This is a genomic window from Bacillus sp. M6-12 (genome assembly GCF_002860285.1).
Taxonomy (GTDB): domain Bacteria; phylum Bacillota; class Bacilli; order Bacillales; family DSM-1321; genus Peribacillus.
Map to the genome: position 1 here is coordinate 90,204 of NZ_PGVF01000008.1, position 22,904 is coordinate 113,107.

A 22,904-nucleotide genomic window follows, 5' to 3' on the forward strand; every position below is an offset into this window, starting at 1 on the left:
AAATAAAAAACCTTGTTTCTTCAAACTGAAGAACAAGGTTTTTGCTATTATCTATTATAGAATTAAGCAAGACTGCTGCTGGCAGAATTAGGATGGACTGAGACTGTTTCCGGATTATCAGAAAGGACCAATTGAAAACTTCCATCCTGAATATGGATAGTTATCAAATAAGCAGGGCCTGTTAATTCGATTACAGCATTAGGATTAACCTGCTGCGGATCCATCCCCAATTCAATTCCTTTATTGGACATGTTGACAAGAAAAATACCATTATGCAGATTCAGAAATTCACCGACTGAAGCACAAGCAAGTTCATCCACTTGGTTTAGCTCTTCTTCGGCATAAATGGAAGCAATCTTCAGAAATACTTTTTCGTCAGCAGAAATTGCTGTGTAAAGAGGCACAACACCTGTTATCTCTTGTTCTACATACCATTGGCCCTTAAGCTGCCCCGCGGCCGGCTTGGCTTCCAGACGGGCATTGGCATCAATAAAACGGATTATATTCTTGGCAAAAAGCGATAGATATTGAACAAAAGCTGCTTTTCTTTCCGGCTCTTCAATCGGAACTAAATTTTCAACTAGAAGATCAATATCACCGTTCTTGATTGCTTCGAATTTTTCATCAGATAAGCCATTCTCGGTCTTGTAAGTAATTAGCGCAACTGAAAATTCATCTATTGTCATATACCCATTATCTACCAGGGCCTGTGCAAGCAGAAGATGGTTCTGCTTTTGGGCAGACAGCATTCCTTCCACCTGCTCTTCTGTCAGGTAGCCCATCTCAACAGCGATTTCTCCAAAGCGCTTATCCACCTGCTTTTGCTTTTCATGAACCTCTTCCACCTGAGTTCCTGTCATATAGCCCTCATTGACGGCGAGAACCCCAAGCTTAACGTGTGTTGATTGCATTAGCTCCAAGGCATCTCTTAATTGCTCCGAACCGATATGCCCGCTATTTAGCAGGTATTGTCCAAAAAATTGCCTAAACATTTAAGCTGCCCTCCTTTTTATCCTTGAGAATCTTTTCAATAATATTCGTAATGGATTCAAGAGTTATCGGTTTTTGAATAAAATCAAACGCGCCCTGTTCAAGAGCCTTTTTAAGGTGATTCTGAGTTCCTGCCGAAGAAGCCATAACAACTTTTACAGAGTCATCAAGCTGCCTGATTTCCGTTAGTGCTTCAATACCATCCTTATCCGGCATAACAATATCCATAAAAACGAGATCCGGTTTATGTTCCTTTACCATTTCTACTGCCACCGCGCCATTCTCAGCCTCAAGAACACCTTCACATTTGCATTTTTCGAGTGTTGATTTTAGCTTTTTGCGGATTAATACAGAATCATCGCATACAAGCACCTTCAAGTTATTGGTCAAACTTCTCTCCCCCTGTCTTATAATAACTGTTCATACTAATTCGATAAATTAGGTCTAATTTCCTTTCGACAATCCGACAAAACTAGTCTCAAAGTTTCATAAATCTTTCAAAAATATAGCAGGGATGCGTAGTTTACAATTTAAACTTATTGGTCAATTCCTGCAATTGATGAGACATCTTTGAGATGCTCTCAATTGACTCCGCCATTCCCGCAATAAGATGTTCCTGTTTAGTTGTGATAGCAGCTGTTTCATTTGTACTCGCGACTGACCGTTCAGCAATATCCCTCGTCTCTAGGGCGGAAGAGGTAATCTCTTCACTAAAAGCCGATAGCTGTTCCGATGTAGATGTTACTTCATCAACTTGTTTATTAACACCTTCAATGGAAGATAAAATGGTATTGAATACCGCCACAGTATCTTCCACTGCCTTCATCCCCTCTTTAACTTCGCGGATCACAACCTCCATTGTAAGAGCGGTCTGATTTGTATCCAGATTTATTTTTTCAACTAATTTCTGAATGCTGTCAGTTGATTCTTTTGATTGCTCGGCCAGAGTCCTGACCTCATCCGCAACCACCGCAAACCCCTTGCCCGCTTCTCCCGCCCACGCTGCCTCAATGGCCGCATTTAATGCCAGCATATTCGTTTTTAAGGAAATTTCCTTGATAACTTCGGTAAATGCTGAAATTTTATTAGAATGCTCCTCTAATATCCTGATAGACAGCGAGGACTGATTAACAGAATCGCTAATTGAATTCATTTGATTGAATACATTGGTTATTCTTTTATTTCCATGTTCCACTTCTTTCACAGCCGCTACGGATAATTCTGATGTCGTAAGTGATGCAAGAGCTATATGGTTCATGCCCTCAGACATCTCCTCCATTACATGAACACTTTCATCCATGCTGTTATATTGCAAGGCAGAATCCACCGAAAGCTGATTCATAGTAGATGTTATTTCTGAGCTTGCTGCTTTTGTCTCATTGGCGCTTTGCAGAAGGAGAGAGGTTGATTGATTCACAGTCTGGGAATTATTGTTAATTTCTCTGATGATTCCTTTTAATTCCTGCAGCATTTGTTTAAAAGACTCGGTTAAGATTCCGATTTCATCTTTCCTGTTTGATTCAAATAAAACGGTTAAATCCCCTTTACCAACCAATTGCACCTTTTTGGCCAGTTCCTGAAGCGGCTTGGTCAATGATCCAGTAAACAGGTAACTTATTATAATTCCAGACAATAATATTAACCCTGTTATCAAGGCCATTTTTAAACCAAATGAATCCAATGATGAATAAACCTTACTTACGTCAAAATCGGCTCCTAAGATTCCAATAGTTTTTCCGGTATCATCTTTAATTGGTACATACGCTGAGGCAATGGCACCATATTCATCCGTCTCACTCATTACAATCCCAGTTTCACCCAGGTCAAAGGCCTTTCGAAGAGGGTCATCTATTTCTTTCTCTTGATCGCCCAGCTTAGATGAATCCTCGGAGTCTTTCGGCATTCCATCAACCATATAGAAATATTCATAGCCCTTATCTGTTTTTTCTCGGCTCATTGTATATAAATAGGTAAGGCCATTTGTTTCTCTAATATTGTTTAAGGCATCCCGAAGTTCATGGTAATAGTCTGTTTCTCCGGATTTACGTGTAATTTCCTGATATTTTTTAACTTCAATAGTTTTTACAGCGCGCTTTGCAATACCTTCAGCCTGATCACTTATCGATTCCTTAATTAAACTGGATGATGTTTGAAAGGAAATATAACTGATAATTAAACCTGTTATAAGGATAAGCAATGAAAATATGACCAGCATGTTTGTTCTTATACTCTTTCGCATAGCATTCCTCACATTTATGTAAGTGGATTATAGGGAAATTGACCTAGATTCATTGTACTTTACACCGTCCGAATAGTTTCAATATATTTTTCGACAAATTCCAGCAATACAAAAAACCACAATACAATGTACTGTGGTGAGATTTAAATAAGAAATCGCAAGCGCCCTGTAAAAAGAAACGTCGACCCCAGCACATCCCTTCCAAGGATGAAGGCTAGTTTCGCCACGTTCTGTGGCAACGCCGTTCTGATCCACTTTCTGTGGGACTAAGCATAAGACAAGCACTGACAGAAGGCACTTTTTACCTTCAGAAGTGATTGGCTTATGGCCAATGCGACGGTTCTTGGTCACAACACTTGAGGCTGACTAAAACCGCCATATCCTGTGACAACGCCGGCAATAGGACGTCTTGTGCGTCGGGACTTTTTTTCCTGCAAAAAAAGCTGCTGGGCCGCTGGAGGTTGACATTTGTATTGTACTATAAAAAAAGACTCCCTTTAAGGGAGTCTTCGTTCAATTACTTTTGAACGTTAGCAGCTTGAGGTCCACGAGCGCCTTGCTCGATTTCGAAAGAAACTTCTTGGCCTTCTTCAAGAGTCTTGAAGCCTTCGCCTTGGATAGCTGAGAAGTGTACGAATACGTCGTCTTGTCCTTCTACTTCGATGAAACCGAATCCTTTTTCTGCATTAAACCATTTTACTTTACCTTGTACCATTGTATTTCCTCCTGTGTGGATAAAATCCAGTTTATTACTATTCTTGATCTTGGACATAATCTTTCAAGAGGAAACCAATTTCCTTCTATCATGTTATTCCGATCTAAAATAATTGTCTATAGTTTAGCATCTGGGATTTGAGCTGTCAATAGATAATGCATTACTTTCCCAGAATTGTTCTGAAATTTGCAAATTCCTAAGATCTAAAGCTAAGTTGTTTAATTATCTATTGGCTCAGTCCAGTTTCTAATATGGTCTGTTTCTAATATGCCGATTACCACGTCACCAATATCCTGATCCTCAAGCAGCTTATCCCTTACCATAAATTTAATATCGTCTGCATCCGCCAGTGTGAGACCCTCTTTGAGCTCGATATAGCTCTCAACGTGATACCTTCTTCCCTCTTGCAATATCCGTAAATTCCTGATATCTACGACAGCAGGATGTCTAAAAATGATTGAAGCCACCCGTTTTTCAACTTCCCTTGGTGCAGCAACTCCAATTAATCCAATTGTATTTTCGTAGCCTATTTTTATTGCAATACCAACAAGCAGAAATCCAATTAAGATGGTTCCAACACCATCCAGAAAATACAATCCCGTAGTATGGGCAAGTAAAATGGATACTAGAGCTAGTACCGCTCCGAATGTTGCAATAATATCCTCATAAAAAACCAACCTTGTCGGAGGAGAAGCAAGATGGACATTCTTAAAGGAATAGAGGATAATGCCTGAACCCTTAACTTCCGACCGAGTTTCATGGGCAATCTCCTTCATCGCTTTAAATAGGATCGCCCCATCAATTAGGATGGCCAGTCCCATAATACCTATATTTAGCCATAGATTGCCTGAAGCTTTCGGGTGCTGAATCAGGTCCCACCCTTTGTGTATGGTTTCATACGCCATAATAGAAATGACGATTACTGCAATCAGAACAAAGAGATTTACCACTCGTCCAAAACCAGATGGAAAACGTTTTGTCGGCTTTTTTTCTGCCAAAGCACTTCCCAAAAAAACAAATCCTTGATTAAGGGCATCCGCAAGAGAATGCATGGTTGTTGCAAGCATTGCCCCGCTGCCGGTCACTGCTGCTGCAACACCTTTAATTAAAGCCAGAGCTGCATTTCCCAGAGCCGCAATGCCCGATGATTTATTACCTCTTTTAACAAATTCAGCGACCTTCATGATCCACCTCTGTTGTTAGATTTTATTTTTTTCTTTATTTACTTTACACAAACAGCCCGCTATTAAAACCAATAGTCTTAAGGCTAGCAGGCCTGCAAAGAAATTATAAAATATTATATTTCACAGAATTTGGGGCGGCTTTTACCGAATTTTTTTGTTCAGAAGTTGCTGAGAATATAATTTAAAAAGCACTGCCTAGCGACAGTGCTTTTTAAGTTCCATTCTTTTGTTCTGGACATAATTAAATGTCAATATAAACTGCTTTTTATAACTCTATTTCATAAATCAGCTTCAAACTATTTCCGGGTGATAAACTGAACACAAAGAAGCATGATAAAGGAGATAGCAACCATTGTTCCCACCCATAGCCAGGCATTCTGCAAATTGCCTGAATCAATTGCTACATAAATAGCAGTAGGAATTGTCTGGGTCTTCCCTGGAATGTTTCCTGCAAACATTAAAGTCGCTCCAAATTCCCCGAGTGCCCTTGCAAATGCAAGAATCCCTCCGGAGACAAGTGATTTTGCTGCCAGCGGAAATGTAATCCAAAAGAACACCATCCATTCACTGGCCCCATCCACCCTTGCCGCATTCTCTATGTCCCGGCTGATTGATTCAAAGCCCGTTTTGCAGGATTGGTACATGAGCGGAAACGCAACTACAGTCGATGCTATGACCGCTGCCCACCATGTGAAAATGACAGGCTGGCTGAAAACCCATTCGATTGCCCGCCCGGCAAGGCTGTTTCTTCCGAATGCAATAATTAGTAAAAACCCTACTACAGATGGAGGAAGAACCAGCGGCAGCAGTAAAATTGTTTCAAGCACTGCCATCCCTCTGAATCGCCGGTGAGCCATTGCTTTTGCCAATAAAACACCGCTAACAAACACAAAGACCGCTGAAACGGCCGCCACCTGGATTGATAAAATAACTGGTGACCAAAAATCCCCAGCCATCCTTAATCCAACCCTTTACATCCGAGTTTTTTTATACTATCCATTGTGACTTCCCCTTGCAGAATTTTAATAGAAACGCCCATCAAATCTTCTGTTAATTTTATGCATGTCCAGCCATTTGCCCCCATATGGCGGACGCTCGAGCAGCAAACCCGCATTTTTGATAAACTGAATTACTCTTCACCCATTTATTATATCTTTGATAAGTAAAAAAGAAATGGTAAAAACTTAATAATGCGAAAAAGCATCAGCACAAGCGCCTGAGTCAGAGCTATATTCCTACTAGCCCTGTTTCCGGCAGCCTTCGTGTTCGCGGATCATACTGTTCGCCAGCTTACATTACAAGCAGGGCGTAATATCTTCTTTTTCAGCTGAACCTCTTTTAGAAATGCAGAATTCTTCAAGAAGAATAATAAAAGGAAAAAATAATGATTATTTTTATCTTGACATTTAACTGACACAATTGAAGTTTAAAGTAAGCTTATAAACTAATAAAACAAGTTATGAAAATAGATAAGGGAGTGATTCTTAAATGGTAAACCTGTATACTACACCGAGCAGCCTGGCATCCAGAAAAGCAAAGTCCTGGTTAAACAGGAACAATATCCCATTCAAAGAACGAAACCTCTATGCCCAGCCTCTAACAGTAGAAGAAGTAAAAGATCTTTTGAAGATGACAGAAGGCGGAACAGATGAAATTATTTCCACACGCTCGAAGAAATTCAAGAATCTTAAAATCAATTTAAATACTACCCCTTTGAATGAACTGTGTGAACTGATCCGTGATAATCCGGATCTTTTACGCAGGCCGATTATTTTTGATAATAAAAATATACATGCAGGCTATAATGAAGAAGAGCTGGGCTGCTTTTTGCCCCGGCAGGTTCGAAGCATCAGACTGTGGAATGCAATCGCAGCGATTACCTGAGGCAGGAACGGCGGTATTCCCTCCCCCTTATCCGGCAATTGGCCGGATTGAATCCCGCTGTACCTATCTTTTACAACTTATATAAAAGGGAATGCCGCTTTGCTTGCGGCATTCCCTTTTTGTTTATTATTTATGGCCAGCGGAGGGCAGGCTTATAGTAAAAATAGTTCCTTTTTCTGTACTCTGCTTCAGGCTAATATCACCTTTCTGGGCTTTTGCCAGCAGCCTGCTGAAAGGAAGTCCCAGGCCAAGCCCGCGCACCTTTAGCTTTTTCTTTTCTCCCCTGTAAAAGGGCTCAAATACAAAGCTTTGTTCCTGTTCCGGGATTCCTTTTCCATTATCGCATATCTCAATGAAATTCTGGCTTTCCTCTCCCCTGTAAAGGACAATCACAATGCTGCCATTTGCTGAAGGCAAGGATTGTCTTGCATTATTTAAAAGGTTTATGATAATTTCCTGTAACCGATAAGAATCTACCATGCTAAACAATTCATTTTCCGCGTAAATCAGCTGCAGTGAGAAATTTTGTTCCTCCTGTGTGAGCCTCCATTGTTGAGAAATTTCGGCAACTAATGGGTTAAGGTCTTTTTTCTCAAGCTTGATAGTAAATGCTCCTGCTGACAAAGCATTATAATCGAGCAGATCTTCAATCATTGTTTGCAGCCGTTTTATCTCTTTTAAAGTGATATCTAGAAATTCCTTGCTTTCTTCACCGGTTACCACATCATCCCTCACTGCCTGGATAAGGCCGCTAATGGAAGCAACAGGGGTTTTCAAATCATGAGTAACACCAGCAAACAGCTGTGCCCGCAGCTTTTCAAGCTGGGTCAGCCGGTTGGTCATTTCTTTAAAGGAGCTCATCAATTCATAAATTTCCTGTTCCCTCGCATCTTCATTTAAAGAGATATCGTAATTTCCTTCACGGATTTGAACTGCAGCTTGAGCGACATGCTGGATCGGTTTGGAAATTCTAAAGGATAGTGCATAAATAACTGCCCAGCCTAAGATTCCCAAACCAAACATCATAATTCCCAGCAGCTCATGGTCTTGTTTAACTTCTTTAAGGGCCTGTTCTTCTTGAACAATGAATACCCAGCCCCCATGACGGCCGGCAGATTCAATCGGTGATTTTACTACATATACCCGATTTCCATCTGATAAAGTTACTCGCTGAATAATTTCCCTGCTATTTAAAATAGGCTTGGGCAGTGAATCACCTTTTTTCAGGTAAAGCTTAGGTTTTGTAAAAATTATTTCCCCATCAACAGTTGTTATATATATCATTGGTTCTTCATTTGTTTGAAGTAATTCTTCACGTTCATCCAATATTTGCGATAAGACATCACCAATCACAATGTTCCCTTTTTCATCAACAACCCGGTCTGCCGTTTCATCGGCTAAGTATTTCTGCAGATTCAGACGGTTTTCCATTTCTTTTTCTTGCATATACCACATAGATAAGGCAGATAAGAAAAGGAGTCCTACAAAAAAAGTAATAACATACCTTGTTGTCCAATAGCGCAGCAATGTTGTTCGTTTTTCAGTTTTCATAGACACAAAGCTGATACCCCAATCCTCTAAGAGTCTTTATTTCTCCTTCACTGGAGGGCCAATCAGACAGAGTTTTCCTAATCCTTTTGATTGCGAGGTCGACGGCCCGATCGCTGCCATCATAATCCATGCCCCACACTTGATCAATCAGCTGCTCCCGCGTGAAAATTCTGTTGGGATTCTTCGCCAGAAAAATAAGCAGCGACAAGTCACGGGGAGTGAGATTTATTTCCTCGCCATTTAATTGAACCGTATAAGAGTCCAGGGAAATCCTCAGCGCCCCATACTGTTTTATGTTTTCTTCATCCAAGATTCGCGGAGACCGGCGCAGTACGGCCTGAATGCGGGCAACTACTTCTTCGGCTACGAAAGGCTTCGCTATATAATCGTCCGCACCGGAATGTAAGCCCTCAAGCCTGTAATTCACATCTCCCAGGGCCGTAAGCATAATTACCGGACACGCTGCCTTTTGCCTGATTTCCTTTAAAATCTCCCAGCCATCCTTATTGGGAAGCATCACATCAAGCAGGACCAAATCAGGGAGATGCTCCTCAAATGCAACTATCGCCTCACCGCCGTCAAAAACCTGAATAACCTTAAAGCCTTCACGCTGTAAATATGCTTTAAGCACCATTGAGATCGGCGCTTCATCTTCAACGACCAAAATAGTTCTCAAAAAAATTTCCTCCTTGTGGGAGTATTATAAGAGTTTTCAGCACAGCTTAATGGGTATATTTTATCATGGGAATATGTCAGGAGTATGTTCAAATTATAATCGGGGATATAAAAAGGGGAATTACACTTGTGGCCTTAAATACTTGATTTAGATAACCCGTAACACTTCATAATAGTACTACGGGCCTTAGCTTTAATTTTTTTAATCTATGGATGGCCATTTAATCGGCATTGAGGGTGATCTGTCCGGTTTTAAGAGTAAAAAGGGCGGGAACCAGCTAAACATTAATAAGTAAACAAGATCTCAATCATCTTCACGAACCGTATCATCTACAATGGCCCTTAGGTCATTATAAAACAGCTCATCACTGCAAACTAAATTCTGTTCATGTCCATCATAGTTTTTAGCTGCTTGCCCCTTGTCATTTGCGTTTATGCCTAAGTCATCCTGGTTGCTTGTTAACTGTTCTTTTTCATTCATACACTCCATCCTCCTTTATTAGATTATTTTCCCCTCCGTATAGCTTTTTACCCCAAATCAAGCTTTTCTATCTTTAAATTATTTAAATGGTAAAATAAGAGAAAGACAGGATGAATGGGGATTTTTCAGCATGACGTACATTGAAAAAGGAACAAAAGAATATAAACTAGCAAGCCTATCTTTATTTATTGGAGGCTTCGTGACCTTTTCCACCCTTTATACGACCCAGCCTCTATTGCCGATAATTTCCAAAGAGTTTCATGTGTCGGCTTCTTATTCGAGTTTAACATTATCGTTAACTACGGGGACCCTAGCTTTAGCCTTGCTGGTGGCGGCTGCTTTTTCCGATACAATTGGCAGGAAACGGATTATGGTGCTTTCCTTATTTTCAACATCACTAATTGGGTTATTATGTGCCCTTACGCCGAACTTTTTTTCTCTTGCCCTCCTTAGGGGAGTGTTGGGACTATTTATTGCGGGCGTACCGGCAATAGCTATGACTTATATCGCAGAAGAGTTCGATCCAAGAGGGCTCGGAAAAATTATGGGGCTATATATAAGCGGAACAACTATTGGGGGGATGTCTGGCAGGATCCTTACAGGCATTTTCACAGATTTATTCAACTGGCGAATTGCCCTTGGAATTACAGGAAGCCTGGCACTGATTCTCAGCACAGTTTTTTGGATGATACTTCCTGGAGAAAAGCACTTTACCCAAAAGGTATTTCAGTGGAAACCTATTATAGCAGGCTATAGAACTCACCTTACTGATAAGAAATTAATGAAGCTTATTGTATTTCCATTTTTATTAATGGGAAGTTTTATCATTGTGTACAATTACATCGGCTTTATGTTAATGGAACCTCCTTATAATTTAAGCCATACACTTATTGGATTTCTTTTTATTGTTTATTTGGCTGGAACCTATAGTTCCATATTTATGGGAAACAAGGCTGATCAATATGGAAGGCAGCTCATTTTAAAACTGTCTCTGGGATTAATGTTAGCAGGGGCCATAGGGACACTCGTACCTAATTTAATCTTAAAGATTATATTTTTGGCCATTTTCACATTCGGTTTTTTTGCTGCCCACTCAATTGTTAGTTCCTGGGTGAGTAAGGATGCAAAAATTAATAAGGCTCAAGCATCTTCTCTTTATTTGCTCTTTTATTATTTAGGATCAAGCCTAGTAGGTCTGTTCGGGGGTTTCTTCTGGACACATTTTCATTGGACAGGTGTTGTTTTTCTAATCATTGTGCTAATAAATATGAGTTACTCGCTCATTTATAGCAGAATTAGAATGGATGAAAAACAATATAAAACAATGCACTGACATGGACGGAACATAATCGATTTACTTTCCAAAACCAAAGATTAACTTGCAAAACTAAGAAATCTCTTTTGAAAATGCCTAAGAGAGTGCCCTATATTTTGCATTTAACTTTATTCCGCTAAATCGATGGACATTTTTCGGTTAATTAAGGGTTTATCGCCACATAGAAAAAAGCTGATACTAATTTATTTTTTAGCATCAGCCTTTTTCTTAGATATATTTTTTATGAATTCCTTTGCCATCATAAGAAAACATAATATTTTTTGAATCACTCACTGTTTCCATATGGATGGCCCTGCCCCATAGCTGATAGATATATGGCATAACCCTTTCAAGATATTTAACATCAAGCTCTATATCCTCATACCAGTGCTTAAGGTAAAGTTCCCCATTTTTTAAATAGTCACCGTCAATAACTGTAATATACGGAAATCCGCCGTTTACCCGCATGCTGACAAGCTGATCCCGGACATGTTCCCACTGTTTATCTACCACTTTATACTCCTTGCCTTGCTTCTGGAAGAGGTACATATCCTCTCTCATTACAAGGTCCTTTGTTAAATAGTTGCGCAGAAAGGAGATGTCTGACTCAATTTCCCGGACTTCAAACATCTTATCCCGCCCGGAACCTGGCTGGATACCTCGCAGCTTCATTTCCTCAGTCGGATTATTGTACCGTTCTTCGATGTCCTCGAAAACCTTTAACCCGAGGTAATAAGGATTAATGCTGGTTTTGGACGGCTGGACTACCCCAGCGTTCAGTTTTGCAAATTCAATTGACTCACTTGAGGTTAAATCCATTTCCCTTAGTATCCGCTGGTGCCAAAATGATGCCCAGCCTTCGTACCCCTAAGGTGCTTAAAGTAAGAACCATCTAAAGTTGTAATCCTTAGTGACAGTTGGCTTATTTGATATTCAATATGCTTTGATTAATTAGCCCATTCCTAATCAGTTATTTACAAATAATAAAAGATAAAGGCTCAAAATCTTCCACCCTTTATCTTCATAAAAAAACATTATGAGAATTGTCTTGCGCATGTATGATGTATATCTTCGGACTTTCATCTGTTTTTTTTGGTTCAAACTTATTGTGTAACACAATTATTAAAATTAATAAAACGGCTGAAAAAATAACTAATCCAATCGTTAAACTTTTATAAACCTTAAGGTTATCATCGATTTCCTTAAGAGCAGGAGATAAAAAATCTGTATTTATCTTTTCCCGCTCCTCTTTTGACACGATAGGTATCTGCTCACTACTCTTTTGATATTGAGAAAACAGAACTGACTTTTTAGTCTTGGCAAAGTTACTATTAAATAAATAAGAAATAACAAGGTAAATAATATGGAGGATTAAAGCAATGCTGAAGAATATGTAATCTCCTTTTGCTAAAAAAACAACTGTGGTAAGAATAACTGTGATTATAGCAATCATTGATGAATTAATATTTGTAACTACCTTATCAGCTGCTTCCCTTGCGCTAACAGCATATTTTTGGGCTTCATCAATAGCATCTTTTTTATTGGAGAAAAACTCTTTAACCTGATTTGATATATAAATATTAAAATGCTGTTCAATTGTTTCAAATATAACTGGCACTTGTTTATCTAAAGAATCAATACTTCCTTCATTATGCTGATAAATAGTAAAAATGTTCCTCGAAATTTCTAATTTATCCTGAACAAATTTTTCAATTTTATAAACAAAGTCATAAATTTTCCAAAGTGATTCTACATTTTGGGGAGAAAAATCATAAGACCAGCTTATTTCTAAATTCTTCTGCCCTCGAAATAAAAATGTGTTTACATTAAATTTATTGGCTATATGATATAACACAAGATAGTACAAATTTAAACTAAAAGTATCTTTAATACTTTCCTCAATTGCGCCACCCAACTTAAATATTTCAGGAATTGGAAATTGGTTAGGTACTTTAGTGTATTCTTCTCTAATTGTTGAACTTAAATTTAGTTTTTCTAAGTCTTCATGGGAAATCTCAGAAACACTTTCTGATTCAAACTCCTCCAAAGGTAATATTTTTAAATAGGAATTTTTTTCTTCCCGAATTATCGGAAGGTAAATGTTAATAAAATCTGATTTTGTATAGGTATTAAAAAACTTCAACATATCGGAATCTAAGAAGTTAAACTTCTTTTTAAAAGCCTCAACCTTAAAGAACAGAATTTCATTAGAATTTAAATCAAAACTCTTTTTCTTGTTGATTCTGATTATTAATTTTATTTCTTGCTCAGACTCAATGAACTTCCTGAATTTAAAATAATCTTGATCATAAAAACTGTCTTCTCCATAGATAAAATTGAAACTTATCCGATCTCCCTTGAGTTCCTCAGTAAAAAGCGGATTAACATTTTCAAGACTTTGGAAAAAAGCAAATTTTTCTGAGAAGGAAAAACTGAGTGTTAAAAAATCTTCTGTCCAGTTTAAGATTTGTTTGTCAGAAATTAATTGCTTATAGAACTCTAAAAAGGTTGGAAGATAGCTTCTCATAAATATATCCCATCATTTCAATTTAGTTTTAATCTTTAACCGTTCACCTTCAATTTTTATAATGGTATATTTCTCTTCACTGTCTTCATCACTTATTTCTACAAAAATTGATTTTTCGAATAGAGATTCAGGAAATCTAACGCTTATATTGCTATCTTTACTTGTTAAAACAAGATTGGCATCATCCCTGTTTTGAATTTTAAATTCAAAAAAGGAGTCGGGTCTTATTTTTCTCATTTTATCTTTTACACTTTCAATCATCTGTTTCCTATTTTCTTCCCCAGGTTCAAACTCTCTAAATAGATCCTCTAATGCTGTATCTACATTAATTTGTGCCCCTTCTATTAGTACCTTGTCCAATTTCCGCTTAACAACAAAAGGATTTAAATGTTCACTGGCATAATCCAAAACGGTTTCCTCAAATAAAGAGGCAATTTTTTCATGATTAAGTTTCTCTTTCGCTTGCAGGAAATTTTGTAAGAAGAATTTTGAAACAGTATCTGCTTTTTGCTGTTTATCTAATACATACAAATGAATATCATCATCAACGTTTTCTAAATCGTCCAATAAGATAAATGCTGACTTATGTAACTTTTCCCTTGTATCGGGGAGCATATTTTTGCGAACTGTAAAAGTTACATTTATCGGGTCAAATTCAACACCTTCATTAGGGTCCATTTTCATAATGGCTAACGAATATTTTGAATCCAATTGGTAAAGAATAAATATAAGCGCACCTGAACTTTTACTACTTGTAGTCTTCATGAAACCATGGAGTCTTTTAGTAAGAATTTGACTGCTATTTATAAAATTCTCATCAGTCATTTGTTTATACAACTTTAATGAATGGGTATAAACATCTCCAGTTTTTTCTTCAAAAATACAAGGCTTTATTCGAGATTCGTTTAAAGCGTTTTTAATGTGCTTTTCAAAAAAATTTACAAGCAAGGTCAATTCGGGTTTTGATAAATCTACAAGACTGTCAACACATGTTGGCTCGGATAAATTCAAATCCAAATGATGAGCTATAACTTTTTTTATGTGTATGGTTGCCATCTCAACGCCCCTTTTATATCCATATAGTTCCATATTACAGATATTTCTCCATAAAAAAAAGGGGGAAGCCCCTATTTAGTATTCTTCAACACTCATTTTTCCAATCTTACCAGCGAAGTCACATACATTATCCCATCCACCTTGAATTTCACTTGGATCAACTGATGTTATTTTTGGATTAACAAAGGCAAAAAATAACGATTCTGCTGCCTCTTGATTACTCATTTGTCTTCCATATTCCTCTTCAATTAAAGATTTGGTTAAGGCATCAAGGTTAATATCACCTGAAATCACTAATCGTACCTTGTAAGTTTTTGTTTGTTCCACTTAAGTTCCTCCCTTATAGAACTTTTCCACATGTACCAAATATATGTAACTCCATAATATTTATATCATTAACACCTCAAAAGAAAATAATTCATTACTAACACATTAAGGAAGGGTGCCCAGGCTGTGCAACGATAATTATTTACCAACCTCTTATCCTAATAACCGAGTAATAAATTTTGTATCCCCCCAATCACCGAGACGGGTATACCATGTAAAACATATATGATATCCCATGAAGGACATAACGAAGTTAATCACTTGAATTATGTGGGTTTTCAAAGAATTCAGTTATACCAATTTCGGTTATTAGGGGCGAGACGCGATCGGGGTTAACCCCCAATTGCCGAGAAATTGTTGATATATACACCTAATTACCGAGTTTTGTATTGGCAATTTGAAAATAAAATCAAACGCATTACACTTAAACTAAAGCACCCTTTAGTTTAAGTACAATAATTCACAATCTGCCTTTCTCTTATCTATTCTTTATTTCCATAACCGTTCAGAAGTTACTTTATTATTTTCATTTTTTAAAAGGTAAACGTCTGGATTACTAAGATTTTTCCAATCATTAAAACCAAATTTTTGGTTAAAATGCTTTAAAAGTAGGGACATTAAATTTCCATGTGTAACAATAATAGTATTTTTATTATTACTGTTAAAAACATTTTCAACAACTTCAACTATTCGATTCATTGCATCTAAACTGGACTCTCCACCTTCAAATTTCAGTTCCATATCATCAAATGTTGTTCTTAGTTTTTCGGACCAATCAGAAAAATTTTTGGTGCTTAGTACACGTTCTGTCAATTTACTTTCAATCTCTACCTCAACATTTAACCTCTTTGCAAGTGGTTGAATAGATTCAATTGCACGTTTATATGGACTTGCAATAATTCGTTCTATTGAAATATTGGCAAAAAACTCACATAAATCTAACGCTTGTTTAAGACCTCTATCCGTAAGTTGTGCTTCAGGTGGCTGTCCATCTGCCTCACAATGCCTAATAACATAAATTTTCTTCATATAAACCACTCCAATATTATGTATAAAGTTAATATGACGAATGAATTGGAAGTAACGCTTCGGCATGTTTAATACTTTCCTTTAAATAAATAGGTGCTTTGGGGTGGCTTAATACTTCTTCAGTAGTTAACCATAATACCTCTTCTACCTCATCAGGACTTTTAGGAAATGCATCACCTGATTCAGGTTCGCATAGAAAAACAATATCCACCACATTTTCACCTGTATCTGTTACGAAAGATGTACTGTGTACATAGTTTACCTTGTCTTTTACTTTCACACCGACTTCTTCTAAAATTTCACGTTTTACTGTTCTTTCTAATATATCTGATGAATTTCCTTCTATATCCACCTTGCCTCCAACAAGAGAAAGTAAACCACCAGCATGTTCCTCTTTTTTGCTTCTTTCAATTATGAGCCACTTATCATATTTCCTTATAGCACCTTCAACATTTACGATAAACATTTTTAAGTACCCCCATAATAAATTAAATATTTATACTTCTTTAGAGTATAATAATTTTTCTCCTAGTTAGTATTCTTGAGAGAACTAACCTGCCCATTAGCACAATAAGAAAATGCCCCCAACACAGCCCTAATCTTATAGTAAAGCAATTTTATACTTAGATTTGAGAATCAATCATTTTTCCTTCTACTATCAAGTTTTTTAGAACAATAAAGACATATCAAGCCTACACTTAACACTATACAGAAAGGAATAAAAGCCCATAAAGGCATTAATATTGCCCAAAAAAATAGATATGCAGTATAAGCAAAAATTAGCCAACTACAAATAAGGAGAAAGCTAGAGAGAAAATCTTGCATAATGACATCATCCTTTGAAAGGAATATCAAGACAGGTTAAGTATATTTAAATTGTATCACTTTTGATATTCTGCTTATTCAGTTAACCTGCCCCTTTAGTCAAATAAGAAAAAGCCACCTTGTTGGTGGCTCAGGTAGAAACAGTATTACTCTAAGGCTGATTCCAAAATAATGTAGAGGCAGCTGGAAGTATAACTGAAAACGAAAGAACGACTAAGTTACCAACAAACCCTACTATTTTTAAGGCTCCTTTTTTACTTAAAAATGCTGCTGTTAATCCAATTACAGGCAGAATAACGGAAAAGAAAATTATTACTGGATTAGAAAATGCACTTTCATCAAAAAACCATATCCCGAAGATTATAATTGAAATTAAAAATATTCCAACTGACAGTACACTTAATTTTTTCAATGACATCCACCTTTCTATCTAATATTAAATATATCACAAAAATCCCTTTATTTACCTTTTATTAATGCATTTGTTCTTCAACTAATCTGCCCTTTAGCTTAATAAGAGGAATTCAAAAAAAGCCGTTAATCCTTCCAGGTTCAACGCACCCTTAGTTTAAGTGCACTTTTTCATTAACAATTTTTACAAAAATATCGTATTATTTTCCCTAATTAGCCGTTTAGAGACTTTTTTGTAAATATACCAATTATTATGATGATAATGCCATTTACAGCGAATAAAAAACTATATGCTACCATTAACATTCCAGTTCCAAATCCACCTGGGTCAAAAGGACTTACACTTATACCTGTTAAAAAGAAGACTAAAGGCGTTAAAAGTAAGATAATTACTCCAGCCCAAATTCTTTTCATTTTATTGTTTCCAGAAATTTTGAAAGCAATAAGGTTTGTTAGACATAAGGCAAGTACGATTATTAAAAGGAAGATAACTTCTATTTTAAACCAACCCCTTTTCTTAATTTTAACACGTTTTACTTTATTTTACTTTTACCTTTTATTCAACTAACCTGCCCCGTTTGTTTAATAAGGAATTCAACAAAAAAAGCGTTAATCCTCCTCGATCAACGCACGCTTTACTTTAAGTGTAATTGTTCATAACAATGTTAAAAAGAGTTGTCTTACACTAATGTTTTATTTATCTAATCTTCTTTTGTTTAATTATTCCTAATACAATCGGGATTAGGGCACTTAATATTACCATTGGTAGAAACCATACTCCAAATCCGTTCCCTATACCTAATGCAATTGAAACTGATTCAATTAAGATTAAAGCAAAGATGATTAGACAAATATTTTTTAATTGATTTACCAGCTTTCGGCTTATTAAGTAGAACTCTTTAGCATTCTCTTTACTTAATCGCTCTGAGTAATTGTGTGATTCTGGGATTTTTTCAAACAATTGCATTAATAATGCAATAAATGCACCTACTATGGGTAATATAAAAAGTTCCATCTTTGAACCCCAGCGATCTACTTCACCTAACGCATTGTAATGTGCTGGTACTTCGTCAGGAAGCCCATTCCAATTGTAGATTAAAAAGATTATCGAGCCTAAATAAAATGTATACCCGATGATATCCCAGATCCACTCACTCTTAGTTTTTAATATTTTAATTTTAGGTCTTTTCCAAGAATTTGACATTCCCTTCAACTCCTTGCTTTTCCCCTAACGAACAAACTTCCCAAAATGTATTTTTCTATTGTCCTTACATCAACAAACACAACTTTTATAAAACAACTTATATTCTTCATACGATTAAAAGAATAAAACGGTTTCACGTTTTTCGTTTTTTCACTAACCTGCCCCGTTTGTTTAATAAAGAATTCAACAAAAAAGGCGGTTAATCCTGCTGGTTCAACGAACCGCTATGTTTAAGCAATCATTCACAAACTGCGCAAACAAACCAGATGGTCATTCTCCATCTGGCTTGTTTGTTCTTTTTTCTTTTAGTTTATTTTTTTACAGCAGGCGATTCAAATAATCCCCGCTGAAAATCCCGAAACGCTTCCTTGATTTCTTCCTTCGTATTCAAAAGCATTGATCCTTTTGCTCCTTACAACTGAAAATACATTCATACAGGGACCGATTTCATACAAAGCTCCTTGCTTATCAGCGTATATTTGTTGTTGAATTCGCCAATAAAGATAAATAAGGAGGCTAAATTATGTTAATTTTTGAAATTTTATTGGCTTTACTTTTAGCAGGCTCATTTGTGCACTTTACCTTAACTAAACGAAAAAATAACTTCCACACATCCTTATTAGCACAACATATCGATACAAGTGAGGAAATGAAAAGAACATTGGCTATGGGATTATATATGAGGTTTAAAAAAGAAAACGCGGATAGTCCACCTAACTATTCATCCACTTATATTAAACAAGATCCATTTATGTTCGAATCCTTTGTTGCAGAAGTAATTCAAAAAGCCAAAGGTGGATCAACTTGGGTGTTGCCAGCCTCAGGAGACTTTGGCGTTGATTTTGAGCATACAACCAATGAAGGTTTATTCTTAGGGCAAGTAAAATGTTATCAAGGAGATTTACCGTTCGATCCAATAGCATTGATTCATTCTAATATGATAAAAAAAGGTGCCAAAGGTGGATATGTAATTACAACTGGTTCCTTCACACCAGCAGCGAGAGAGTATGCTGAAGGATTGAACATAGAATTAATTAATGGTGTAAAGCTTGTTGACCTATGGCTAAATGGATTAGTCAATGTCGAACAAGAAATTAAAAACTTGTCACCAGAATATATATAACCCTTTTTTAAGATAACTATTCCCATTAAATTTACCAAAACTAAGGTAAAACCATGGATAAATTTACTGAGGTAAAGTTTAAAAGCCCCTGATAAAGGGGCTTTTATTTACATATTAGACTCGACTATATGTCCCCGTCCAAATTAAATCGGAGTTTACATTTCAAGTGCCCCTTGTCATTTACAAGGATTTCCTCAAAGAAATACAAGTACAATGCCCTTAAATCTTCATTATTGATGGATTGTGTGGAATGAAAATGCTTTAACTGTTCGTTAATAATGCTTTTGTTTTTTTGAATGTCTTCCAGGTTTTTCATTTTTGCCTTTTTTTCTTCAATCCACTGTTCAATTTGGTGGATTTTATTCAGTAACCGTTCTTTGGTAATAACCAACACTTTAATTAACGACTCATTCTTTTCTTCTCGAAGAAAAGCCTTTTCAATCTCCAAATTACACAACTGGAGCTTTTGTTTTTCAGCATTCCATAACGCTTCAAAATCCACTATATTTCCCTTTACTAAGGCTATATCCTTCTCCACTTCTTCTTGAATTGCCGCAATTATTACTTCGGTATCAACACTTTGATAACCCTTAAATACCTTGAAAGCTGTGCTATGAGCGTCAACCATATCCAACTTATAATTGCACGGCTTACAAATATATACTTGTTTGCCATAGACCCTCCCTTGATTACTTGTTGTTCTTTGATCTTTTCCAAGCAGCTTTAGGCTGCAACTTTCACAAACCAATAAACTTGATAAAAGAAAAGGAGTCTTAAAATGCTTTGGTGGAATGGTTCGTTCCTTCCGATTTGTGTAAATATCCCATAAATATTCCCATTCCTCAATTGAAAGAACAGCAGGTACCATCGAACTCTTTTCCACTGTCCACTCGCTACGCGGTTTTAACGCATTATGCTGGTTTTCATATTTTCGCCTTATTGAAATATATCCAGCATAAAAAGGATTGGTTATGATGTTTTTTACACGGTCTTTGTTCCATTCTTTACCTCTAAAGCTTTTAAAGGGCATTTGTCTGGCAATAGTTGAAAACCCATTATTATTCCTGTAAAGTTGAAACACTTTTTTCACAAGTTCCATTTCAACATCCACAATTTCAAACTTACCATTGTCACCCTTTTCCTTTGGGGTGTATCGATAACCGAATGGTGCTTTCCCACCTGTCCAAAGCCCCTTTTTTGCCAATGATTCTATTGCGTTTCTTGTATTGACACGAATTTTATCAAGTTCATATTTTGCAATTCCGTCCTTAATTGCACTAAATACGGTATCCCCAAAGTCATATAAGCTTTCCGTTTCGCTTTCGATGATAGGAATTTCAAGGATATGCATTGCCACACGAATGGTATCATGTTCTTCAGGAATACGGGCAAGCCTTTTATGATCATAAATGACCACAAAATCGAACTTATTACTGTGGGCATCCGCTATCAGTTTTTTATAACCTTTACGGTCCTTTTTTCTTGACGAAACCCCTTCGTCCAAAATTTCACCGATAATTTTACATTCATATTTTTCAGCCAGTTCATAGGCTCTTCGGCGTTGGGTTTCCATGTTCTGCTTTTGGGTGGAATGCCGTCCATAGAACACTCCCTTCATACCAGGCTTGAGAACGCTAGTTAAGTCCAATCTCTGACCTCCCCTTAACGGCTGTAAATAATGGATGCTGAAAAACAATGGTGATGCTATCAGGGCTTACATCAATTCCGAAAACAATATCCTGGATGAGCTCCATTTTTTCTTGGTCATCCATTTCATTACGGAGCAGCTGAATCATTGTTTCTTTTTTCCATTCCATTACCGTATGGAACTTATCTTTGATCTCCTCAATTCGGGCTCCCAGTTCTGATAATATAAATTGGCTTTGCTCGTATTTTTTTATGGATTCGAGCATTGTTGGGTCCAAGAACAATTCACTGCCTGTTTCGAGTGTAAGCTCTGTCCTTTCAGCCATTTTATCTTCCAAATGTTTAATTTCACCTTCAACTTGTTTTATCAATTCCAAATATGAAGATGCTTCACCTTTATACATTCTTTCAATCACTTCAGAAAAGTTAGATTGGACCATTTCTTGAAAAAACTTATTTGCTTGCTCGATAACTGTTTCTTCGAGCCAGTCTTTTTCCACTCGAATTTTCGAATGTTTTTTACACTTATATACAAAAGTTGTTTCACCTTTGGCAACATGTTTCTTTCCTTTCATTACTTCATTACAATCGGCACAATTAACAAGTTGCTCTAATAAATATACCTTTTCAACTTCCTCTTCAATTTTCTCATATTTTTTTACGATTTCTTTCATTTTCCTTTGCGCTCTATCCCATGTTAAATCACTTACAATTTGAATTTCAGGAACCTTTCGACTAATTGCCTCTCCTTTTGAATTGAAAATTCGTTCCCCCTTGTACACGGGGTTGGTTAAGAGCTTCTTCATACTCTGGTAGTCCCATTCTTTATCTCTTTTCCGTGAACCCGTTTCATTTGCCAAGTTTACATATTGACTTAAGGAATTGAATTCTTCAGAGAGAAACAGATTATAAATATCTTCGATAACCTTCCATTCACTTTCAACCTTTTCCCACTCCTCTTTTTTGCCACCCGCTTCATCTCCGCTAAGTCCTTTCCGATAACCAAAAGGAATAGCACCAGCTGCATGCTTTCCATCCTTAGCTTTAGTCATTTTTGCATCCTGTAATTTTTGCACTAATTTATCGGCATCCGCTTGATTCATAGCCGCAAGGATACGTTCGATCAATTCTGACTCCACTGTGTACGTCATCGGAAATTCAAATTCCGCGGCAAAAATAACGTTAATTTTGTGCTCTTTTAACAGTTCAAATAACTTCATGTACTGTTGAACATTTCGGGCTAATCGGCATCGGCTATAAACAATTAAGTTTTTTACTCTTCCTTTCTTCATCTCTTCCATTAATAAGTTCATACCGTTTCGTTGTTCCAAACTGGTTTTCCTTGCGGAAGTCTCACGGTCTATAAATTCATCATCTATTAATAAACGCTTCTTTTTTGCACTATCCTGGACGTGCTGCATCTGCATCTCAATGGATAACTTCTGTTTTTCAGCACTGATTGAATTACGATAATAGGCTACTGTTTTCATTCATTTAATACCTCCAAATGATTTGATTGCCTGTTTTCTGCCTCTTTTAAAAGAATGTCTGCATACAAATCGAACCATTTTTTTGCTGCTTCTGGGTAGTGTACATATTGAACTGAAATTACTTTGCACTTTGGTGTTTTTCGCATGAATCTTGTCTCCTTCATAAATTTATGATTACTTTCCTTTATTTATGGTTTTTTAACAGGATTTTGTTGTTATGGTGTTGAAAAT

Annotated in this window: 23 protein-coding genes and 1 pseudogene; 3 read left to right on the forward strand and 21 right to left on the reverse strand. The window is 36.8% G+C overall.

Annotated features, from left to right (window positions below; all coding sequences use genetic code 11):
- Positions 1-62: 62 nt before the first annotated feature.
- From CVD28_RS11420 to modB, 6 genes are all read right to left on the reverse strand, one after another.
- Entirely contained in the window at positions 63-992 is a 930-nt protein-coding gene (locus CVD28_RS11420) for a hypothetical protein (RefSeq protein WP_101592508.1), read from the reverse strand.
- Positions 985-1,380 carry a response regulator gene (locus tag CVD28_RS11425; protein ID WP_101592509.1) on the reverse strand — a complete coding sequence of 132 codons (396 nt, stop codon included), beginning with the start codon at positions 1,378-1,380 and terminating at the stop codon, positions 985-987. The genes CVD28_RS11420 and CVD28_RS11425 overlap by 8 nt, the downstream gene beginning before the upstream one ends.
- 133 nt (positions 1,381-1,513) lie before the next feature.
- The gene (locus CVD28_RS11430; protein WP_101592510.1) at positions 1,514-3,229 is read right to left on the reverse strand and encodes a methyl-accepting chemotaxis protein; all 1,716 of its coding nucleotides are present in this window, start codon (positions 3,227-3,229) and stop codon (positions 1,514-1,516) included.
- A 517-nt stretch (positions 3,230-3,746) separates the two neighbouring features.
- Positions 3,747-3,944 (reverse strand): cold-shock protein, encoded by a 198-nt coding sequence (locus CVD28_RS11435; RefSeq protein ID WP_028393295.1) that lies wholly within the window; start codon positions 3,942-3,944, stop codon positions 3,747-3,749.
- A gap of 218 nt (positions 3,945-4,162) precedes the next feature.
- Positions 4,163-5,128 (reverse strand): cation diffusion facilitator family transporter, encoded by a 966-nt coding sequence (locus CVD28_RS11440; protein WP_101592511.1) that lies wholly within the window; start codon positions 5,126-5,128, stop codon positions 4,163-4,165.
- Positions 5,129-5,424: 296 nt separating this feature from the next.
- Entirely contained in the window at positions 5,425-6,084 is a 660-nt protein-coding gene (modB, locus tag CVD28_RS11445; protein WP_101592512.1) for a molybdate ABC transporter permease subunit, read from the reverse strand.
- 532 nt (positions 6,085-6,616) lie between these two features.
- Here modB and spx point away from each other — a divergent pair.
- Entirely contained in the window at positions 6,617-7,012 is a 396-nt protein-coding gene (spx, locus tag CVD28_RS11450) for a transcriptional regulator Spx (protein ID WP_101592513.1), read from the forward strand.
- 126 nt (positions 7,013-7,138) lie between these two features.
- Here the strand turns inward: spx and CVD28_RS11455 are convergent, their stop codons facing one another.
- From CVD28_RS11455 to CVD28_RS28055, 3 genes are all read right to left on the reverse strand, one after another.
- Positions 7,139-8,563, reverse strand: coding sequence for a HAMP domain-containing sensor histidine kinase (locus CVD28_RS11455; RefSeq protein ID WP_257985840.1), 1,425 nt, complete (start codon positions 8,561-8,563; stop codon positions 7,139-7,141).
- Positions 8,553-9,239: a response regulator transcription factor gene (locus tag CVD28_RS11460; RefSeq protein WP_101592515.1), complete on the reverse strand. Its 687-nt coding sequence runs from the start codon at positions 9,237-9,239 to the stop codon at positions 8,553-8,555. The genes CVD28_RS11455 and CVD28_RS11460 overlap by 11 nt, the downstream gene beginning before the upstream one ends.
- 303 nt (positions 9,240-9,542) lie before the next feature.
- Positions 9,543-9,719 (reverse strand): hypothetical protein, encoded by a 177-nt coding sequence (locus tag CVD28_RS28055; RefSeq protein WP_180954124.1) that lies wholly within the window; start codon positions 9,717-9,719, stop codon positions 9,543-9,545.
- Between the two features lie 130 nt (positions 9,720-9,849).
- Here CVD28_RS28055 and CVD28_RS11465 point away from each other — a divergent pair, with 130 nt between their 5' ends.
- Positions 9,850-11,052, forward strand: coding sequence for an MFS transporter (locus CVD28_RS11465; RefSeq protein WP_101592516.1), 1,203 nt, complete (start codon positions 9,850-9,852; stop codon positions 11,050-11,052).
- 210 nt (positions 11,053-11,262) lie between these two features.
- Here the strand turns inward: CVD28_RS11465 and CVD28_RS11470 are convergent.
- The 9 genes and pseudogenes from CVD28_RS11470 to CVD28_RS11515 all read right to left on the reverse strand — a co-directional run.
- Positions 11,263-11,895, reverse strand: a pseudogene (locus tag CVD28_RS11470) (SpoVR family protein); the annotation flags it as partial.
- Between the two features lie 160 nt (positions 11,896-12,055).
- On the reverse strand, positions 12,056-13,561 hold the full coding sequence (locus tag CVD28_RS11475; RefSeq protein WP_101592517.1) for a hypothetical protein: 1,506 nt from the start codon (positions 13,559-13,561) through the stop codon (positions 12,056-12,058).
- Positions 13,562-13,573: 12 nt separating this feature from the next.
- Positions 13,574-14,617, reverse strand: coding sequence for a nucleoid-associated protein (locus CVD28_RS11480; RefSeq protein ID WP_180954125.1), 1,044 nt, complete (start codon positions 14,615-14,617; stop codon positions 13,574-13,576).
- Between the two features lie 75 nt (positions 14,618-14,692).
- Entirely contained in the window at positions 14,693-14,944 is a 252-nt protein-coding gene (locus CVD28_RS11485; RefSeq protein WP_101592519.1) for a hypothetical protein, read from the reverse strand.
- A 489-nt stretch (positions 14,945-15,433) separates the two neighbouring features.
- On the reverse strand, positions 15,434-15,973 hold the full coding sequence (locus CVD28_RS11490) for a histidine phosphatase family protein (protein WP_101592520.1): 540 nt from the start codon (positions 15,971-15,973) through the stop codon (positions 15,434-15,436).
- Positions 15,974-16,001: 28 nt separating this feature from the next.
- Positions 16,002-16,439: an NUDIX hydrolase gene (locus CVD28_RS11495; protein WP_101592521.1), complete on the reverse strand. Its 438-nt coding sequence runs from the start codon at positions 16,437-16,439 to the stop codon at positions 16,002-16,004.
- A gap of 510 nt (positions 16,440-16,949) precedes the next feature.
- Positions 16,950-17,210 carry a hypothetical protein gene (locus CVD28_RS11505; protein WP_101592523.1) on the reverse strand — a complete coding sequence of 87 codons (261 nt, stop codon included), beginning with the start codon at positions 17,208-17,210 and terminating at the stop codon, positions 16,950-16,952.
- A 212-nt stretch (positions 17,211-17,422) separates the two neighbouring features.
- The gene (locus CVD28_RS11510) at positions 17,423-17,623 is read right to left on the reverse strand and encodes a hypothetical protein (protein ID WP_101592524.1); all 201 of its coding nucleotides are present in this window, start codon (positions 17,621-17,623) and stop codon (positions 17,423-17,425) included.
- A gap of 283 nt (positions 17,624-17,906) precedes the next feature.
- Positions 17,907-18,413 (reverse strand): DUF1648 domain-containing protein, encoded by a 507-nt coding sequence (locus CVD28_RS11515; RefSeq protein ID WP_101592525.1) that lies wholly within the window; start codon positions 18,411-18,413, stop codon positions 17,907-17,909.
- 523 nt (positions 18,414-18,936) lie between these two features.
- Between CVD28_RS11515 and CVD28_RS11520 the strand changes: the two genes are divergently transcribed.
- Positions 18,937-19,536 (forward strand): restriction endonuclease, encoded by a 600-nt coding sequence (locus CVD28_RS11520; RefSeq protein ID WP_101592526.1) that lies wholly within the window; start codon positions 18,937-18,939, stop codon positions 19,534-19,536.
- A 124-nt stretch (positions 19,537-19,660) separates the two neighbouring features.
- Here CVD28_RS11520 and CVD28_RS11525 read toward each other — a convergent pair whose 3' ends face one another.
- From CVD28_RS11525 to CVD28_RS28060, 3 genes are read right to left on the reverse strand one after another with little or no spacing between them, the layout of a single operon-like run.
- Positions 19,661-21,184, reverse strand: coding sequence for a recombinase family protein (locus tag CVD28_RS11525; protein WP_101592527.1), 1,524 nt, complete (start codon positions 21,182-21,184; stop codon positions 19,661-19,663).
- On the reverse strand, positions 21,171-22,673 hold the full coding sequence (locus CVD28_RS11530; protein ID WP_101592528.1) for a recombinase family protein: 1,503 nt from the start codon (positions 22,671-22,673) through the stop codon (positions 21,171-21,173). The genes CVD28_RS11525 and CVD28_RS11530 overlap by 14 nt, the downstream gene beginning before the upstream one ends.
- Positions 22,670-22,819 (reverse strand): hypothetical protein, encoded by a 150-nt coding sequence (locus CVD28_RS28060; RefSeq protein WP_180954126.1) that lies wholly within the window; start codon positions 22,817-22,819, stop codon positions 22,670-22,672. The genes CVD28_RS11530 and CVD28_RS28060 overlap by 4 nt, the downstream gene beginning before the upstream one ends.
- Positions 22,820-22,904 lie beyond the last annotated feature (85 nt).

Coding starts and splice junctions, on each gene's coding strand:
- CVD28_RS11420 (WP_101592508.1), bottom strand. CDS start 992: ATGTTTAGGCAATTTTTTGGACAATACCTGCTAAATAGCGGGCATATC.
- CVD28_RS11430 (WP_101592510.1), bottom strand. CDS start 3,229: ATGCGAAAGAGTATAAGAACAAACATGCTGGTCATATTTTCATTGCTT.
- CVD28_RS11490 (WP_101592520.1), bottom strand. CDS start 15,973: ATGAAGAAAATTTATGTTATTAGGCATTGTGAGGCAGATGGACAGCCA.
- CVD28_RS11495 (WP_101592521.1), bottom strand. CDS start 16,439: ATGTTTATCGTAAATGTTGAAGGTGCTATAAGGAAATATGATAAGTGG.
- CVD28_RS11475 (WP_101592517.1), bottom strand. CDS start 13,561: ATGAGAAGCTATCTTCCAACCTTTTTAGAGTTCTATAAGCAATTAATT.
- modB (WP_101592512.1), bottom strand. CDS start 6,084: ATGGCTGGGGATTTTTGGTCACCAGTTATTTTATCAATCCAGGTGGCG.
- CVD28_RS11515 (WP_101592525.1), bottom strand. CDS start 18,413: ATGTCAAATTCTTGGAAAAGACCTAAAATTAAAATATTAAAAACTAAG.
- CVD28_RS11440 (WP_101592511.1), bottom strand. CDS start 5,128: ATGAAGGTCGCTGAATTTGTTAAAAGAGGTAATAAATCATCGGGCATT.
- CVD28_RS28055 (WP_180954124.1), bottom strand. CDS start 9,719: ATGAATGAAAAAGAACAGTTAACAAGCAACCAGGATGACTTAGGCATA.
- CVD28_RS11465 (WP_101592516.1), top strand. CDS start 9,850: ATGACGTACATTGAAAAAGGAACAAAAGAATATAAACTAGCAAGCCTA.
- CVD28_RS11435 (WP_028393295.1), bottom strand. CDS start 3,944: ATGGTACAAGGTAAAGTAAAATGGTTTAATGCAGAAAAAGGATTCGGT.
- CVD28_RS11455 (WP_257985840.1), bottom strand. CDS start 8,563: ATGAAAACTGAAAAACGAACAACATTGCTGCGCTATTGGACAACAAGG.
- CVD28_RS11510 (WP_101592524.1), bottom strand. CDS start 17,623: ATGAAAAGAATTTGGGCTGGAGTAATTATCTTACTTTTAACGCCTTTA.
- CVD28_RS28060 (WP_180954126.1), bottom strand. CDS start 22,819: ATGCGAAAAACACCAAAGTGCAAAGTAATTTCAGTTCAATATGTACAC.
- spx (WP_101592513.1), top strand. CDS start 6,617: ATGGTAAACCTGTATACTACACCGAGCAGCCTGGCATCCAGAAAAGCA.
- CVD28_RS11520 (WP_101592526.1), top strand. CDS start 18,937: ATGTTAATTTTTGAAATTTTATTGGCTTTACTTTTAGCAGGCTCATTT.
- CVD28_RS11480 (WP_180954125.1), bottom strand. CDS start 14,617: ATGGCAACCATACACATAAAAAAAGTTATAGCTCATCATTTGGATTTG.
- CVD28_RS11530 (WP_101592528.1), bottom strand. CDS start 22,673: ATGAAAACAGTAGCCTATTATCGTAATTCAATCAGTGCTGAAAAACAG.